Below are 17,860 nucleotides of genomic sequence, written 5' to 3'. Positions count from 1 at the left end.
AAAAACTATAGCCTACCCAATACAGAATGGATCTCAACATTGTTTGCTTTATCAACTGTAATGTTTGACACTAATTTTTTCAGGATCAGGTTCACTTGGTCTACTTCAGTAAATTGTCCTAGATCTGATAATTCATCAAGTGAGATGTTTATCTCCTTAAACTGTTCACTGTCATTCAAAGCTCGTTCTAATTCAGATTTCATTTTGGACAACTGTTCTTGTTTCTGTTTAATCTCTTGTTCATACTGTTCCTTCTCAAACTCATATTGCTCATCATCAATTTCATCGTTTAACTTTTGCTTTCGGATTTCAAAAAGCAATTTACGTGTATTCTGTATCTGCTTCTCATATTTAACGATTAACTTTCCGGTATCTTCTTTCGCTTTTTTAGTGAAGGTTACAGTCTTCCCCGACTTTGTTTTACTTCTAAGTTTCTCGCTCAATCTTTCAATAAGAGCATCTTTGAAATCGTCGTATGGAATCCTATTGTGATTTTCACATCCAGTTTCACCCTGTCTTCTTCTTTTAGAACAAACTAAGTAACGATAGCTGTTCTTCTTGCCGTTTGAGGTCACAATGTTTAATGATGATCCACAATGCTTACACTTGATTATACCAGCGAATACATTAACTTTGTTTCTTACCCCTCCACGCTTTCCACCGCCACGCTCTAACCGTATCTCCTGTGCCTTTCTAAATAGCTCCTCACTAACAATTGCTTCATGAGTCTGCTTACCGCTTTCTTCCCATAGCTCCTTGTCACGCTTAACCAACTTTCTAGATTTATCAGAGATATTGTTGATATCGTTATAAACCTTTACAACTGTAAATTTATTAAATATGTTTTTACCTGTATATATCTCATTCGTTAGTATACGTTCTACAGACGTTACTCCCCATTTCCCTCCTCTGTAAGAGGGAACTTTCTCTTTATTCAGATACTTTGTTATAGCTTTCTCACCCATCTTTTGATTGACATACATATCAAAAATGAGTTGAACGATCCTGGCACGTTCATTAGGTATAATGGTTTTCCTATCATCGACCTTTATTTTGTCATAGCCCAATGGTGCAATAGTACCTAAATAATTTCCTTTCATTCCAGACTGACGTATACCTCTTCGTGATGATATGCTAATTTGCTCACTCAACTTTTGGTTAACTGCTGAGAATATTTGAAATTTAAACTCATCATGATCAACTTGTGAATCATAGTTCTCGTCTAAGGATACAACCCTTAGACCAAGCTTATCCACAAGAGTTCTCTTCAAACCTAACGAGTCATACGTATCACGAGAGAATCTAGATAAAGAAGAAAAGAGGATGGTTTTAAAGTAACCCTTACCTGCATCCTCAATTAGTGTCTGAATAGATGGTCTTCCAACAATGGATGTACCACTATCCCTGTCTACATATATGTACTCTTCACGAACCTTTAAACTTAGCTGTCTGGCTTTCTCTTCACAATCCATCCGTTGGTGTTCTGGACTGAACTTTTGTGACTCCTTTGTTGTGGATACCCTAACATATATTGCTGTATCCTCATATCTCATGTGACATTCCCCTCAGTCTGTAGATTTAATTGTGATATCATAGTCTGTAGCAGGGAAATTTTTGATCGCTCTTTGTACTACAGTATCAACTACAAATTGAATTGCTGCTTTTGCTTCTTCTTCGCTACGGTTATCGTCTATAAAAATAAAGTTGAATGATTTAGATTTTTTCTGCTTGTTTGTCTCCTTCATCCGTTGTACACCACCCGTATGACTTTCGTACGGATAATGTATGCGAATGCTGCTTGGACGAATGACAGACAATGTTTTTGCTGCACTTTGGATATTCACTCACCTCCTCACCTTGTATATTCGAGGTAATAGTAGTTGTCACCCGGAAACCCACGAGACTATTCAGTATTCTAAGACATGTTCCATTTATGTTTAGTGTAGTTTAGAGTGCAATGAATAGATGGATTACAATTGAGTCTAGAGATAATCTTGCATGTTCTTTTGTTATGTATTTCTATTCTTAATCCTTCAACTTAATTTGCATTTGTTCAAAGGTAAACGGTTGATGCACATTGTATATTTGACCATCAATCTCTATCTGTCCTATTGGTATGTATCCTTTATACACTTTCTGTTCATTCTCATTACTGTCTACTTCAATGCTTCTTTGACCAGTCGTTGATTGCTCCGATTGAATCAAAACTATTTTTCCATCTTGAGTGTTTGTAAAAACTCCAGTATCGTTTTCTAGCGTAGGTAAACCCAAGTCTTTCTTTGCATCTGTTATCGAATCATATCTTCTAAATGTGGGAATTACATTGGTTTGCTTGTTTCCCATCTCAAATGCATAAACTGGCTTAGCCTGTGCCTTATATGAATTTTCCCCGAAGGTTGATTATGGTAACACTAGGAATCCTTTAATTAGAAATGATTCCTACGTCTCTGCTTCAGTCAACTTCAATAAGCTTAAGTGGGTAGTTGAATCCCCCCTCCTTCATGGGAAAGTATTGAGAACCTTTATCCTCAGATGTTGAAAATGTACAATGAAGACTTGCTAGTTTTGAACAAATTGCAGAAGCCACAAAACAGACTAGTGGACTATAAAGCAAATGTATAAGGATAAGCGAGCCATTTTGCTTACAACTAAAGAAAGAGGAGTAACAAGACGTGCTCGTGACTTTGAGAGGATATATAATTTGCACTTTGTTGATGGATTTAGCTTCTACTCAAATTTATAAGGATATGGATTAAGTCCAACTTACTGTAAGCAGGTGCTCCAAGAAAACATACACAAGTTTAAAAAATGAAAAAATACCCCTTAAGAGAATAATATCTCAAGAGGGGTTAAGTTTTACCTATATTTGTTATTTATTTATATTTGAGTGCTAAATTGCTGCACACTAGAACAGTTACAATTCTTCATCTCAAATTCATTCAGTGTATTATCATGTTACTTATAAGTGTATTACCTATAATTTAACAAGTAAACATCATTAACTCCTTGTATTTATCACCATGCCATTATTCTATTATTAAAACGCCACCCAACCATTGGTAGGTGTCATATTAGAATGACTGGTTGTAAAAGAATAATATCTATGAGATGGCGTTGAAGCTTTAATATTTATTCCTAATGTATCGCTTATAAAGCCAGCAGCCCCTGTTGCTCTCATAGTCCAAGTGCCCGATGCATTGAAGTAGCCTTCAGAAATGAAACCAGGACTGTTGTTTGATGTTTCACTCAAAAGGTATAATGGGTTCTTATTCGTATGACCTTGTATAACTTGAAGAGGTTTTACTGCCACGCTTCCATTATGTTCCCAACTTACTTCATTCCTATTTTCCAGATATCCGCGTATAAATCAGTAAAAGTGCATATTGTTTGTGTCAGATTTATGCCGCTCAGTGTCATCCTGATTTCGGGTTTATTGACTCATTCTGATATTTGGACAGTCCATCTGGACAATCACTATGATGAAAAAGATAATTAAGCAAGATTGGAAGTTAACCTAATTAAGCCATTCAAAATGGAATTAGGACTTCAAAGGTTTCACTTTGGTACTACAGCATGGACTAAACAGCGCGAGTCACAGTGCTGAATTCACCCCTGTAACCCGCGCTTTTTTATGCTTCTATACATCAATCACTGTCCTATTGAGTAAAAAATCAATTTATAACATCCATTAAGCTCTCATACCCACATAATCAATGGACGTTGAAACTCCGCTCACTTTAAATGATACATTCGATACTTAGACATAAACTTTACAGATGGACCGCTGAATTAGCAATGAGGACACCTATAGCTTACTACGGGGTATGGTAAGAGCGGAAATTTCATGTCGGAAGGATCTTTACATACAGACTTCAATTAGTTAATTATTTCCTATAACATCGCTATTATTCCATATATCAGGATTATTGATCGTTTGGTTTTCTCCACGTACAGTGAAATCATAACTATCCTTTGCATTAGTATACCAGTCAACAATGACTAACTTTCCATTCGCACTTTGCACAAGAAATTCAGTAGGTTCAGCAAAACTGCCTACATCCTTTTTAACTTGTGCATCTAATTTAAGATAGAAAAAGTTCTTACCCTCTCCAACATACTTTACTTCTGCTGCATCAACATCAACGCCTGTCACCAAATTATGAGTTAGATTGTTCTTAAGGAACAAATCGTATTGAGAGGTGATTTTTTTTTGCGTATATTGTTTAAGGTTTTCGTTATCTATATAAGTATCCAATTCAATGTCAGAACCGTTCCAGATCGCCCTATAATATTCAGACAGAGCATCCGTACACATTTTGTATGCTGTTTCAAAATCTGAAGCGGTTAGACCACTTTCGTCTTTCGCCAAAAAATAGGAGGAATCTTTTGATGAATTTCCTTTTGTTACAGGCGAAACTCTTGTGTTTTCAGCATTATTAATATCTCCAACAACGGGAACATTGTTATTTTCATTGTCACTAGTACTAGTCTGTTCGCATGCACTAAGAGTTAATAAAATCAATAATAACAGGTAAGCACGTTTCATTAAGTTTCCTCCTACGAAAATATTCTCGAACTTCAGATAATTAAGGAGGAGAAATTAGTTTGATGCACAACGCCTCAAAAAACCAATGAAGTGTTGTGCATCTCCCCTCAAATTTTTCACTTGTAATAACCAGTCAATTTTATAACCCTTTTGCTATCACCAGGATAAATTTCCTCCGCCTTTTGGTTGTTGTTATAACTATTTTTACCAGAGCGTCCTGTAACCAATGCTCCAAGAACTGACATCGTATTAGTTTCGTAGTATTCAGTAATAATAGTCGAATGCCGCCAATTATTGTAAGATCCGCTCAAATAAAATTGCAATACATCTCCAATTTGATATGGATAGCCTGCACTAGCGTTATATTTGAACGTTGAGTATGTAGTACCCGTCCCAGCCGGACCCTTCGTTGTGTTATTCACCAAAAAATTATACAGGTTTGGTACACCTGACCAGGATGAAGCACGATTACTCAAACTTCTATAATACCAGCCTGTAGAGGCAATACCTGTTCCATTAGTATCGTAAGTAATTGCACCACCAGCGAGTAATGCATGAGAAACGAAGTTTGTACAGTCCCAATTTCCAGTTATTTGTGAGAAATCGTAGTAAGAAACATTCGAACCACCACTTGCAGGCTGATCTTTTGCTTTATTATTTTTCGCGTAATTTGCTATCGCTGTCTTATTTAATGAAGATAAGGTTGCAAAAGGCGTAATAACCTGATTAGATGACCCGTCATTTTCTAAACTATTGATTTGTGCTGGAGCTTCGCGATCAACAGAAAAATAATCGGTGATTTTATCATTTAATTCCTCTTGTCTTTTAGCGGTATAAGAGCTATCCAGCTTAGAGTTGATATTAACGAGATTACTTATATGATCCCCTTCACCTCTAACATATTCATCATAATAGTCATATGGCATATACCAATCTGAAATAGTAAGCCCTGCATCTGTATTGCGAAATAACATTTTTGACACTTCGCCAAATCCAGACTCCACTTCCATTCCCACGTAATTGAATGAGGCCTCAGTACCTATTGTCAAGAGGATGCCTTCTTCGGTAACTTCAGAGGACAGTAAATTGAATTTCAAGACGTAGTTTTCTTTTTGTGCATTTGCGGCATCTATCACAAATTGTTTTGTTTTAATTTTCTTTTCCAAGTAATCTGACAGTTCGGAATCAAGTAATTCTGTCCTGACAGTTGATTTGTTATCTAATTGCTTTGTTCCGAGATCGATATTTTCATAGTAATTCTTCAACAATTCTTTTGCAAGGGAATAACTAGTTGTCACGGCAGATAAGCTAATCGCTCTATCCTGAGTGTTCAATTCAATTTGTAATGGACTACTGGGTTCAACATACGAATCATCAAAATTATGGTCTGGTAGAATAATATCTTGAGTATCAATCTCAGGTGGGTTACTTTGAGCCTGAGCAGCTGGAATATTCATGGAAAGTACAAGTGCACCTATAATCACATTGCTCATTATTTTTTTCAAAAAAAATCATTCCTCTCATCTCATTTGTATAAAAAAACAATACTACAAACATGAAATTAAAGTTTTTTTTGCAATCACACCTCCTAGAACGATCATTAATAATAATCCTAACAATCGTTTCAATCAGCTATTTTTACGTCTTTAAAAAAAGTAAAAACATTACATTTTTTTTGAAATCTTTTCCAATATAAAATATTCCCTTAAATCTGTCAATTATAATAGAGAAAAACAATAATGTTATAGATTAGAGTCCTTCAGCCTAAAGTAGAAGCCGCTGCTAAAAAGGAGAGCACTGTAGCAGAAAAAGTGCCGTATTACTAAAGCAAATTAAGAAACTTAAACATTTGATCACTAAGGTACAAATCGAACGTAGTACAGAGGGTTAAAGGTTCAAAAAGTTATAGCAAGTCTTGAATTAGAAAGGAAATATATTAAGCAAAGTTTGTATTATTCAGAGAAAATTCTTGAACTTTATAATTAATCTGCAAGCACTCCATTGGGTTGGGATGCTTCTATCGTTCCGCTGTTGAATGTTCCGATGTCTGATCATTGTGAGACAACTTAGTACATAATGTTCTCCGAAATGTTCGTGGAAGCTGTCCCTCAAATTTGAGGATCAGGTATGTGTACACTGAGTACACAGTTAAACTTGTCAGATTGTCATGTGGGTAGTATGGGAAATGGTTGATACATAGGACTTATTCGGGGAATCTCGATTATCTAACCCCGCACTTGTTAAGTACGTATCTCTGTTTATTAAGTATCTCTGTTAGTACTTATCCTTTGGTTTTGGGTTAATATCTTAACCGAAAACAATTGATCAATGCGGAAGCTGCTGGTACGTTACCCTCCACACCTGTACGTGCATCCAAGGATGGATATAACAGCGCCCTCGTTTATTGTCAGTGTGTTGGACTCCTCGGTGTACGTGACAGGGTCTACTTCACTTGAAAATACATTGAGAGTAATCATATCTTCAAAATAACTATTTGATGCCATTTTATTAGCGATCCTTTTAACACTGGCCTTGTGTACAATAGGAGTCCTACTATACCTCCTGATTTGTTTGTCTTATAGTTGACTCCACGTTGTGTTTCATCGTCATAAATAATTAACTGGCTGTCGTACAACTTGACTAAGTTTTGAATTGAAATTTTAGTGACGTAGCTATCAAATTTAATCTTTGTACATTTCTCAAAATGGATAGGTAAAGTGACTCTTTCTTGAACTGATTGACTAAGAACATTCTCCGCTTCTTTAATTTCTCGCTTACCGAAATACCTATCTGGGTCGAATAGTTTATCCTCTGTTACTTCATATAAAGCTTTGATCAGGCCATAAAGCATGGGAACATCTAAATTGGAAACCTGTAATTGGTGCTTTACTTTTTTAGTTTTAAGAACTACTTCAAGATGAGTCAAAAGGATATGTTCAACTACCGTTCTATCTCTATCTTCATATGTATTTTCACTCCTTATATACAGTATAGCACCCGTCAAAGTGAGTAAAGATACATACGGGATTAAAAAAAATGGTCGGTAGGAGTTGACGTGAAGTCAACCAACTATAGGGTGTCACCAAATGACACCACTGGAGAGCAACTTTTTTTACTTCCGAAATTCGGAACCACAGTGTCACCGAGTGACACGATTGTAGATGGTAGGACTGGCTGTGTTGGAATTTTGGGAGTTGGGTGGGCAATATCGAGTAAAGCAAAAAACAGCCGCGTGAGGGCTGTCTAGTTTGTGGTATCTGTGGTTTAAGCGGCTTAAGAACTGATGTTATAAAGCCTGATAAATGTTCAAATGAGTATCCAATAAGATAACCCACACCTTGATAGCTATAATCTGTCTTGTAGGCAATGTAAAACAAGATAAGAAATGCAGAGCCACCAACAAGTATAAGTTTGTCCTTTAACGATAATGATCTCATGTACAACCTCCCTTTTTATATAAGGATATTACACCATGCATGCGAACTCACTTTCTACTTTACCGCTTATCCCTATCTTATTATAAATTTCAAATCACATCACATTCGAAATATGGTTACGCACCGTTTTCTCGCTGATGAATAACTGCCCTGCGATGTCACGCGTTGTTTTGTCTTGAACCAGTAATTCGAATACTTCGCGTTCACGGTGGGTTAACAAAAATTTGCTTTTATGATCGATACCCTTCAATGTTCACCCCTCCTTGCTCGGGTTGTGTTGGTGTAACAAGGTTAAGGGGATACAGTCAACTCATCTTATGTCAGGTCAAGGGCGTTGGTTCAGTTTTATAAGAAAAATGGGCAGTAAAACATGTGATTCATTGTCCAAAGTGAACGTATGCAGTTGTCTATGTATTTGAGATTATGTAAAACAAACATGCCCCTGCAGCTGATGTTACCATCTGCGCAAAGGCACACTTGTTCAGTCAAAAAACTACCGATTCATTCGATTCATGACCCCACCATTGTGATTACGATTCATCAGGCCATCGTCAAGGATGCCATCACGGTGATTGGTATCCGTACCGTTGGTTGGGAAAATACGCTCTACCATCGATTGGAATGTATCGATCATGCCACTGACTGGCTCACCATTACGAATATCTGTGGCGTAGTTCTCCACTTGCTCCACAAAATCCGGATTGGCTGATACATATACATTCTCGATGTTCGGTGCAAACTGCTTGATTTTTGCTGAAATCTTACCTTTAATCTCAGCTGATGTGTTATCATCCGTGCTATCTACACGTTGTCCTTCACTTTTCATACCATAATGCCCATCGTCCGTCCCACGTGCTTTGCCACTATTTGTCAGACCACGCATCATACCAATTGTACCTGTGCCCATGGTTCCATAGATGCTGCGGTCATTCCCCATATGGCTGCGATCCGTTGCTGAATTCGTGTTCAGTCCTGGAGCAATTCCGCTAGTGCTGTACGGAGACATTGTGCCCGTACCGCCATTCACACGCATACCACCCATATCGTGATTCATGTTTCCCCCACGCATGGTATCACTGGCATGATTACGCATCGTTCCATTCAGCATGCTCGTACGACCATTGGACTTGCTTTCCAACTTGCCTGCGTGACCATCTGCCAAACGAACGGCCACATAAGCATTACGATCCGTTAACATGACACGGGCAGATTTAACTTCCTTCATCTCCGTGATGCGTTTTGCCAGCTCTTCACTGGATTTCAGGTCAGTGACATTATGCATGCGATAACTTTTCGCACGGATGCCATCCATGCCATTTGTTTCCACACCATAACGGTTAATGCCGTTGGCTTGCTGACGAACACTTTGTGTATGCATATTGTTGGTATCCCGATTCGTGCCACAACCTGTCAAACCGGCCATTACAAAGATCGCAGTAGATAATGATAACGTAATAGCTGTTGCCTTTTTGACTGCTGGCATGTACTCATCCTCCAATGTTTGTTGGTTTTGGTCACAAAGATAGGATGTGCTTCTGTACGTACCGATATGCTGAAAGGATATGGTACCTTACCCTATAGATTCGGGTCTTCTGGTTCTGGTCTTTGTTTATAGTTTTTGATCTGTGGACCGTGAATTTCTTGCTATATAAAATAAAAAAACAGTGCTGCTTGTTCGCAGCACTGCCTCGAAATAATATTTGCATCATAATATTTGCATCTCAACACAATAATATCACTTATCTTCCGCCCCACTCATTTCCCGTCTGTTGATGAGGATGTCGTTGCTTCATTTGCCGAACTTGATGACTCTTCCGAAGAAGTTGTGGATGCTTTAATTGTATCCGGGAATTTCTCGGCTTCCGTTAGACTCGTCGCCTCCATGGCATATGCCCATTGACCATCCGGCGTAATGACCCAGATCTGATCCGATTCGGATGGCACCGTAATTCCTCGATACACATCTCGAACTTGTTGCCCATTGACCGTCTGTTCAACAGACAGGGTGAATCGGGGAACCGAATTCTTCAGCTCGGACGCTTTGCGCACATCATCTGCTGTCGACAAGTTTTTGATTTTGCCGATAAGAGATACGGCATCTGTGGCTTCAATCGTTTTTCCATTCAGTGTCCAAGTCTGCTCTGCCGCATCGTTCTCCGATGTCGATGTTAACATCCAGGTAGCTGCTTCACCTTCCCACTCCAGAGACCCAACATTTGTCTCATCCATGTTAAAAGGTGTCGTGTCCAACAAATCACGACGAGACAAAGCCATGCTGGTAATCGCCTCTGTCTGCACGGCAACCACAGGACCCGAATCAACACGCACATAACGTGCATCATCTGCTGGAAGCTGGCCACCAATAGCCAGTTTGATCTCCCGATTATCTTTGAGTTTGATATCCATACGTGTAGCATCTGTTCCTAATCCATACTTATCCAGATCCGTCGGCGCTTCTTCCACCACCAGTTCCTGATTCGCACCACTCAGAGCATCTAACCAACTGCTGACACTGTAACCGTTCAGAGGATAGGCTTTTGGCTCAACCATCTGCCATACGCCATTTTCAAGCGACAAAGTCGAAGATCCTGCTGCACCAGATGTCTCCTCCGTAGTATCATGTATCGTGATGGATTGGATATCCCCGGATTGAATACCGAGCAATTTGGCTTGTACCGCTTCTTCTTCTCGAAAATAATTTTGACTGGCCGCGTACACCCAGCCCACAATCAGTACGATGACTACCAGAATCGTTGGGACCCATTTTCTCATACCCGTCTGCGCCTCCACCATAAGAGTACACCGATGATAACAAAGATGAGCGGGAACGCTACAATAGCCACAAAGAAAATCGTTCTGGCCTGTTCGCCATTCAGGTATGCCATCTCATACCCGGCTTGTACCCTTGGGCGAATCGTCAATCCATTTTCTTTCTCACTCAGATAGTTTACCGTATTCAAAATAAAGTCCCGATTGCCGCCATTTGCAATTTCCGAATCCTGCATGAAAATGGACGAGCCCAGAATAACCGCCTTCGGTTTACCATCCGTTGTATCGGCTGCATACCCCAGTTCCACTGGTCCCTGAATGTCCTCTTCGGCATCATTGCTTGTTTCATTTTGCAATAAGCCGCCGATATTTGTCTCCCCATAACTGTCATTCGAAGAATGAATTAACGGTGAAAGGGTATATTTATCCTGTTCTTTGCTGGTCAACGCAATCGACAGCGACAACATCGGATACAATTGGCTTGCAGCAAGTTTGTCCGTAATTGCATGTGTACCATACTCCGGCACCACCCAGAGGGGCCCCATCGTACTGGCTTGCTGATTATCCACCATGACCGCATGCTCATCAACGACGCCATAGTCAGCCATCAGAGCATCGATGTTTTTCCAACTGGATTTCATATCTTCCACAAATCCGAGGGATAATAACAGCTTACCTCCATTACTCAGATAGGTGCGAATGGCTTTCATTTCTGCATCACTGAGATCACGTTGTGGACCTATAATGGCAAGCACATCTGCATCTTCCGGAACTTTCCCGGCCTGATTCAGCTGCAACTCTTCCGTCTGCACATTATTTTGTTCCAAGGAGGATTTCAGCGTAGTCATCTGAGCGAGACTCAGCTCTTCATGTCCGGTCAAAAAGACCATTTTGTGCATCTCGGTGGATGACATATTCATGAGCGCCTGCGTAAGTTTTTCCTCACCTGTGAACTGATATGATCCATCACTGCCGTCACCTGTCGCGGTGAACAAACTGGCGATATCAATCACTTTGTGTTGATCTCCCTGCTCCAGCACAATGGAGCTGCCTGTTATGCCGTATTTGGATGCAAGCGCAGGTTCCTGCGTCAGATTATATTGTTTTATTTTCAACTTGCTGTTACGTTTCGTGTATTCCTCGACCATATCCGTGACCTCACGGTTCAGGACGGTGTTGTTGGCATTTTCGACCGTTAACACCAGAATGTTGACGTCATCCTTCACATTTTTGATCGCAGTAAGGGACTGGTCAGATAACGTGTATTGTTTGTTCGAGGTCAGATCGAGCTGGAAGCCGCCAAGTGAATTCAGGAACAGTGTTAGCAAAATAAAGATGCCAATCACCGCTACAGACAGCACGGTACTGTTGGTATGACTTAACCATTTTTTCATCTTCTCACCTCCACCGCTTCCGTTCCACAATTTGAATGCTTAACAGCAGAAACACACCCGAAAGGGTGACATAATACAAGATATCCGGTCCACTAAGTACGCCTTTCATGAAGCTGTCGAACCGGTTAGTCAGTGCAAACGGGTCCAGCCACTGTTGCAAAGCAGAACCTGTATTGCCTGCGAATGAATCAAGCATCCACAAAACGAGCAAAATAATAAAACCCGCCACCGCAGACACCATCTGATGTTGAGATAACGTGGAAGCGAACAGTCCAATCGCCATCATGCTTCCGCCCAGGAAAAATAACCCCAGCGCAGACATCCATACCGTCGTCATATCCAATGTCCCATAAAATGACATGATGAAAGGGTACACCAGACTGCACAGGATGAGCACAACCAGAATGGCCAGAGAAGCAAGATATTTACCAAAAATAATTTCTGTTACTCGTGCCGGAGAAGTCAGCAACAATTCATCCGTTCCCTGTCTGAATTCCTCTGCAACGAGTCGCATCGTTAACAAGGGCACAACAAACAGCAGCATGGACAACGTATCGCCCAACACGAGACGATAATCGACAATGCTCGGCTGGTAATATACAAAGCTTGAATAGAACAGCAGACTGGTCATCAGTACATATACGGCAAAAGCAAAATAGGACGTGGGTGACAGAAAATAAGCTTGCAGCTCTTTATTGCATACCGCCATCATTCGTCTCATTTGGAGTCCTCCCCTTTGCGAGAATGGGGCGAAGCATCGGCTGCTGTACTAACTGTTGTTCCCGATATACTCGACGAGTCGATGTCCGAAGTTACATCCTGATCCATCTCTGCCCCAGCAACCTTATCCACATCTGCCGAATTTGCGTCTGTGTCTGTGGCCTCGGTTGTGGTCAGCTTCAGGAAGATTTGCTCCAGACTTAGGTTCTCCTTCTTCATCTCCAGTATCGGTAATCCTGCACCTGACAAAAGGTAGAACAGCTCCTCCCGGAAATCTTCCGAGTTTTCTCCAGTAAGCAGCATTTTAACCGTATTCGCTGAATCTGAATTAAGTGAAGTATCTTTGGCGGTATTCGCATCCGATGTTTGAATGACTTCACTCTGCACCTTCTCCCATGGGGTCAGCACATTATGTAATTGCTCCGTAGTGGCCTTCACTTCAATCGACACCTTGAACTGATCCCCCATTGCTGATCCGAAATGCTGAGGTGAACCATCCAGCACGAGTTGTCCCTGATTGATGATCAACATTCGATTACAGAGCGTGCTCACTTCAGGCAAAATATGCGTACTGAGCAGCACTGTATGGTTCTCCCCCAGTTCTCGAATCAGATCTCTGATCTCGATAATCTGGTTTGGATCAAGGCCCGATGTTGGCTCATCCAGAACCAGCAGATCCGGCTTGTGAATAATGGCTCCTGCCAGCCCAAGGCGTTGTTTGTATCCTTTGGATAACCCACGTACCATTTGCCTTTCCCGACCCTGAAGCCCCAGTCTGCTAACCATCTCACTGACCCGCAGCTTAACCTCACGTGCCGGGACATCTCGTAAATTGGCTACGAATTTAAGATAGGACTGCACCGTCATATCGGGATACAGTGGCGGAGTTTCAGGCAGATACCCAATCTTGGAACGAACACGCTGACCCTGCTCATGCACCGATACCCCATCCACCATGATGGAACCCGCGGTTGGATGCACATAACCCGTAATCATACGCATCGTTGTTGTTTTTCCGGCACCATTGGGCCCGAGAAAGCCAACAATCTCACCACGTTCCATGGTGAAATCCAGTTGATGTACGCCGCGTTGCCCTTCGTAAACTTTGCTGACCTGTTTCACTTCGAGCACATCATTCATCCTTTCCCGTTAAAATACCCGTGCACCATCGTTCGTTATATAAATTCAACTGAAAATATTTACACTTGCACTCCGATGGCAGAATAACCTTCCGATCACTGTTATCCCCATATTTTTTTGATTCCTTCATCAGAAGGAAAAATCCGGGGATAGCGTATGCTTCCGATGTAGCTTTCTTTTCAGAAAGCTTTTAGGCGAACGCTTCGCTTCTTCAAGTTATTTCTGCCTCTCCGTTTATCGTGTAAATGTTATGTTGAACTTATGTAATAGATGATAGACACGGGAAGTTCCTTGTATCTTACGTGAGCTATCCTAGCCTCAGCTTAATGACACTTAAAAGACAGCTTAAAAATTTTTGTCAAAAATGTGAACAATCCGGTTAACACCCACACCCTGCACTTAGAGCCAACGTAACATAGAGTACAGGAGAATGTGCTCCTGACCAAAAGTCAGAGGGTGAATCGTGTGAAAGTATTATTCACGTTTTATATTCCAAGCGGTGGCGTGGATACGTTAAATCGACTGCGCACCGCTGTTCTGAAACGTCATGGCATTGAAGCGCACCTATTGTATCTCAACACAGGCTCGGGATTGCAGAACAACAGTGATACGCCCATTTTCACCGCGTCCAGTGACGAGGATATCCATCATATCATTCATACTCATCATTATGATGCCATCATTGCCACTTCAGACATCGCTATGCCCGGCCGCTTGAGAGGACTTGGTTATACGGGACGTATTATTTTTGAAGCGCAGGGACTCGGAACACGCGATCAGGCTCTGGAAACGATACAGATGGGTGTCCCTTACCTCCAAGCTCATTGTGATGCTGCCGTTATACCTCCCACAGACCACCTGCTGGATATGTTCATTCATATCTGTCCTTGGCTTCATCGGTTTGTTATTCCCAATATGCTGGATACTGACACCTTCGCACCAATTTTGGTGGATACCCCACCCTATCCGGTGCTGGCTTGGGTAGGACGACTTGAACACAACAAAAACTGGCGTGAATATTTAATCATATCGAGTAAAATCGTCAAAAAAAATCCAGAAGCCAGACTATGGTTATTCCACGATCCAACTTTGGCTAATCCAGAAGATGAAGTCATGTTCCGGCACATGCTGGCAGAATACGGGCTTGAGGATCGGATTGGCATTTTTATCAATGTTCCTCATTCTCAGATGCCTGCATACTATTCCATGATTGCCGCTTCAGGGGGCATCATGTTATCCACTTCCCTGCTTGAAGGATTCGGTTATGCCGTCGCTGAAGCCATCAGTTGTGGCTGCCCGGTGCTCAGCACGGATTCGGATGGTGTGCGTTCATTTATCACACATAATAAGACTGGTAAGTTTTATCCAATTGGAAATGTAGAGGCCGCTGTAGCCGAAGCAAGGGACCTGATGAATAACAAGAAACTGCGTGAGTATATTCGCATTCAGGGCAGACAGCATATGAGCTTGTCTTTTTCACCAGATCGATATGCCATTTCTTTCCGTGAAATGATGACAGCACTGCGAATTTTCCATTGAGCATAACAAAAAAGGCAGTTCAGCAAAATTTCTCTGAACTGCCTTAGTATGGTTTTTATAGAGTCTTAGTGTCCCATCATCATCGCGGGATCAGGCTTGTCGCCATTTTGAAGTTCTTCTTCCTGCATCGGTTTAGGTTTGCGCAGAATCAGACTGAGCAAACATCCGAACAATGCAATACAAGCGGCCAGGAAAAACGTATCATTGAAACCAGCCACCAAACCATGAACGATAGCGGTCGGCTCTGTACTCGTTGTATTGTCTGCGATTCTTGAAGTAAGGAAGCCTGTAAGCCCTGCAACCGCAAAGGACACGACCACTTGCTGTGCAGCCGCCGTGAGCGGTGTCACCCGTCCAACCAACTTACGCGGTGCAGCATTTAATACATGCGTATTGAGTGGCATCATGGACAGGCCCATACCCAGACCCATCATAACCAGAGCTGTTATAATCAGGCCAAGACCTGTCTCTGCCGTAATGGAGGACAGAATAAACAATGCTCCCGAAATAATACCCAGACCCACAAAGGCCAGAGGTCTAGCACCGATTTTATCAAACAACCGACCACCAAGAGGCATACCCACTCCGGAAGCCAACGCCTGTGGCAGTAGAATCAATCCTGTTTCCAGTGCAGTGTATCCTTTGATCTGCTGCAAATAAAGCGGGATCAGGATCATCGCACCGAACAGCGCCACTTGTGACACCCATGCGAGAATAATTCCCCGTGAGAAATCAGATGATTTGAATACCCGGAGTTCGAGCAATGGATTTTGATGACGAAGCTCCACAATAATGAACATAATGAGCGCTACACCACCCACAATGACACCCGTCAAAGTTGTTGCAGACGTCCAGCTCGTTCCACCCTCACTCACACCGTAAGCCAGCATCGAGAACGCAATTGGCGCCAGAATCATGCCGAGCAGATCCAGTGCAGGTGTGCGTCCACGATCTGTATCCGGCAAAAACTTGATACATAGAATGAAAGCTGCAATACCAATGGGCAAGTTAATCAGGAAGATCCAGTGCCAGCTCAGTGATTCAATAAACCACCCGGACAAGACCGGACCCAATGCAGGGGCAAGCAGCATCGGAATTCCCAGCATCCCCATGATGGAACCTCTTCGCTCAGGAGGAGCCAGACGAAAGACCATTGCCATGCCAATAGGAGCAACCATGCCTCCACCAAGGCCCTGAATGACACGGTAAATGATTAATTGCTCAGGTGATTGGGCAATCGAGCATAATACAGAACCCAAGGTAAACATGGCAATCGTGAACAGAAATACTCTTTTGGCACCAAAGCGGTCTGTTAACCAGCCTGCCAGTGGAATAACCGCAGACAAAGCCAGGGTATAACCCGTAACCGTCCATTGGATGGTTTTAAGATCCGTCTCGAAATATTGAACGAGATTCGGAATGGCTACATTCACCACCGTGCTGTCCAGAATAACCATGATCATACCGACGATAATAGCCAGGAGTGGCAGTATAATCGTTTTGATTGAAAACTCTGCGGGCTCCTGGGATACTGCTGTTTGTTCTTTCACGTTCTCCACACTCTTTTCCAGCCAGGAGATCGCAGGCTTATCCATGCGTCTCACTCAGCCTATATTGACGACTAATTTCAAACTATCGTTTTAAATCGTCGTTTTAAACTTTCGTTTAATACTGATCTAATTCTAATGAAAATACCTTTGCTGTCAAGCTATTTTTTCAGGCATTTCTATTATGGATCCACCACAAAAAAATGGAACAGGCACCTTCCCTGCTCCACACGTTGGTTAATCATGACTATGCAATGATGTCCATATCAATCTGCAAGCTTCATCATCTGATATTCTGACAGTATGCCCAATGTCTGACCGTGAATACTTCTGCAATATATTCGAATAACCAGATGCTTCGGTGAAGAGCTGTTGCTGATGATCCTCAGTTCATGAGGCTCGGATGACACATCCAGATTATGAATGACCTGATTACCGCCCGCTCCCCCCGAATATGCCGTTAGGTGAAACAGGTGTCGGTACAGTTCTCCGTGAATACTGGCTCCACCAACAAATACATCCGTCCCTTCCTCGCCGCCCACATAGGCCAACTCCACATCCATGTACTTGACGGGAACAAATGTCTGTAACAGATTCTCATGAATCTCAAGTAAATATACCGCCACTGTAGATCCCTCCTTCGGAGCACATGAACCTTCCTGTACATAGGATATGCTTCCTCTCGTCCATTGCCATTTGCATTCACCCATTTTCGACCAATTACACGGAAATGCCCGACCTTCCGGTCCTCTTTTTTCATAGAATAAA

Annotated in this window: 15 protein-coding genes and 1 pseudogene; 1 reads left to right on the top strand and 15 read right to left on the bottom strand. The window is 41.8% G+C overall.

What is annotated here, in order from left to right:
• Positions 1–5 precede the first annotated feature (5 nt).
• From MHI14_RS06075 to MHI14_RS06015, 13 genes and pseudogenes are all read right to left on the bottom strand, one after another.
• The gene (locus MHI14_RS06075) at positions 6–1,553 is read right to left on the bottom strand and encodes a recombinase family protein (RefSeq protein ID WP_339310608.1); all 1,548 of its coding nucleotides are present in this window, start codon (positions 1,551–1,553) and stop codon (positions 6–8) included.
• A 12-nt stretch (positions 1,554–1,565) separates the two neighbouring features.
• The gene (locus MHI14_RS06070; RefSeq protein WP_133387092.1) at positions 1,566–1,844 is read right to left on the bottom strand and encodes a hypothetical protein; all 279 of its coding nucleotides are present in this window, start codon (positions 1,842–1,844) and stop codon (positions 1,566–1,568) included.
• 181 nt (positions 1,845–2,025) lie between these two features.
• A complete protein-coding gene (locus tag MHI14_RS06065; RefSeq protein WP_133387091.1) occupies positions 2,026–2,343 on the bottom strand; it encodes a hypothetical protein in 318 nt (105 codons plus the stop codon).
• A 694-nt stretch (positions 2,344–3,037) separates the two neighbouring features.
• On the bottom strand, positions 3,038–3,310 hold the full coding sequence (locus MHI14_RS06060) for a hypothetical protein (RefSeq protein WP_133387090.1): 273 nt from the start codon (positions 3,308–3,310) through the stop codon (positions 3,038–3,040).
• 570 nt (positions 3,311–3,880) lie between these two features.
• Positions 3,881–4,546, bottom strand: a complete 666-nt coding sequence (locus MHI14_RS06055) for a hypothetical protein (RefSeq protein ID WP_133387089.1) — start codon at positions 4,544–4,546, stop codon at positions 3,881–3,883.
• Between the two features lie 116 nt (positions 4,547–4,662).
• Positions 4,663–6,039, bottom strand: a complete 1,377-nt coding sequence (locus tag MHI14_RS06050; protein WP_165980404.1) for an amidase domain-containing protein — start codon at positions 6,037–6,039, stop codon at positions 4,663–4,665.
• 980 nt (positions 6,040–7,019) lie between these two features.
• On the bottom strand, positions 7,020–7,472 hold the full coding sequence (locus tag MHI14_RS06045) for a hypothetical protein (protein WP_341130011.1): 453 nt from the start codon (positions 7,470–7,472) through the stop codon (positions 7,020–7,022).
• A gap of 608 nt (positions 7,473–8,080) precedes the next feature.
• A pseudogene (locus MHI14_RS06040) lies at positions 8,081–8,233 on the bottom strand (LuxR C-terminal-related transcriptional regulator); the annotation flags it as partial.
• A gap of 243 nt (positions 8,234–8,476) precedes the next feature.
• On the bottom strand, positions 8,477–9,466 hold the full coding sequence (locus tag MHI14_RS06035; protein WP_341130010.1) for a YhcN/YlaJ family sporulation lipoprotein: 990 nt from the start codon (positions 9,464–9,466) through the stop codon (positions 8,477–8,479).
• A 272-nt stretch (positions 9,467–9,738) separates the two neighbouring features.
• Positions 9,739–10,755, bottom strand: a complete 1,017-nt coding sequence (locus MHI14_RS06030; RefSeq protein ID WP_341130009.1) for a DUF4340 domain-containing protein — start codon at positions 10,753–10,755, stop codon at positions 9,739–9,741.
• Entirely contained in the window at positions 10,752–12,146 is a 1,395-nt protein-coding gene (locus MHI14_RS06025; RefSeq protein ID WP_341130008.1) for a GldG family protein, read from the bottom strand. The genes MHI14_RS06030 and MHI14_RS06025 overlap by 4 nt, the downstream gene beginning before the upstream one ends.
• A gap of 4 nt (positions 12,147–12,150) precedes the next feature.
• Positions 12,151–12,867 (bottom strand): ABC transporter permease subunit, encoded by a 717-nt coding sequence (locus MHI14_RS06020; protein WP_017692528.1) that lies wholly within the window; start codon positions 12,865–12,867, stop codon positions 12,151–12,153.
• Positions 12,864–13,997, bottom strand: a complete 1,134-nt coding sequence (locus MHI14_RS06015) for an ABC transporter ATP-binding protein (RefSeq protein WP_091037700.1) — start codon at positions 13,995–13,997, stop codon at positions 12,864–12,866. Before MHI14_RS06015 ends, MHI14_RS06020 begins: the two co-directional genes overlap by 4 nt.
• Positions 13,998–14,462: 465 nt before the next feature.
• Between MHI14_RS06015 and MHI14_RS06010 the strand changes: the two genes are divergently transcribed.
• Positions 14,463–15,545 (top strand): glycosyltransferase family 4 protein, encoded by a 1,083-nt coding sequence (locus tag MHI14_RS06010; RefSeq protein ID WP_341130007.1) that lies wholly within the window; start codon positions 14,463–14,465, stop codon positions 15,543–15,545.
• Positions 15,546–15,610: 65 nt separating this feature from the next.
• On the opposite strand, the gene MHI14_RS06005 is transcribed toward MHI14_RS06010, so the two are convergent.
• On the bottom strand, positions 15,611–17,140 hold the full coding sequence (locus tag MHI14_RS06005; protein ID WP_240768305.1) for a DHA2 family efflux MFS transporter permease subunit: 1,530 nt from the start codon (positions 17,138–17,140) through the stop codon (positions 15,611–15,613).
• A 218-nt stretch (positions 17,141–17,358) separates the two neighbouring features.
• Complete coding sequence (locus MHI14_RS06000) at positions 17,359–17,718, bottom strand: hypothetical protein (RefSeq protein ID WP_091037706.1); 360 nt, start codon at positions 17,716–17,718, stop codon at positions 17,359–17,361.
• Between the last annotated feature and the right edge of the window lie 142 nt (positions 17,719–17,860).

Origin of the sequence: Paenibacillus sp. FSL K6-2393, from assembly GCF_038002545.1 — a bacterium.
Classification (GTDB): Bacteria; Bacillota; Bacilli; order Paenibacillales; family Paenibacillaceae; genus Paenibacillus.
The sequence above is the reverse complement of the archived record's forward strand: the minus strand, read 5'-3'. Positions and strand labels throughout refer to the sequence as shown.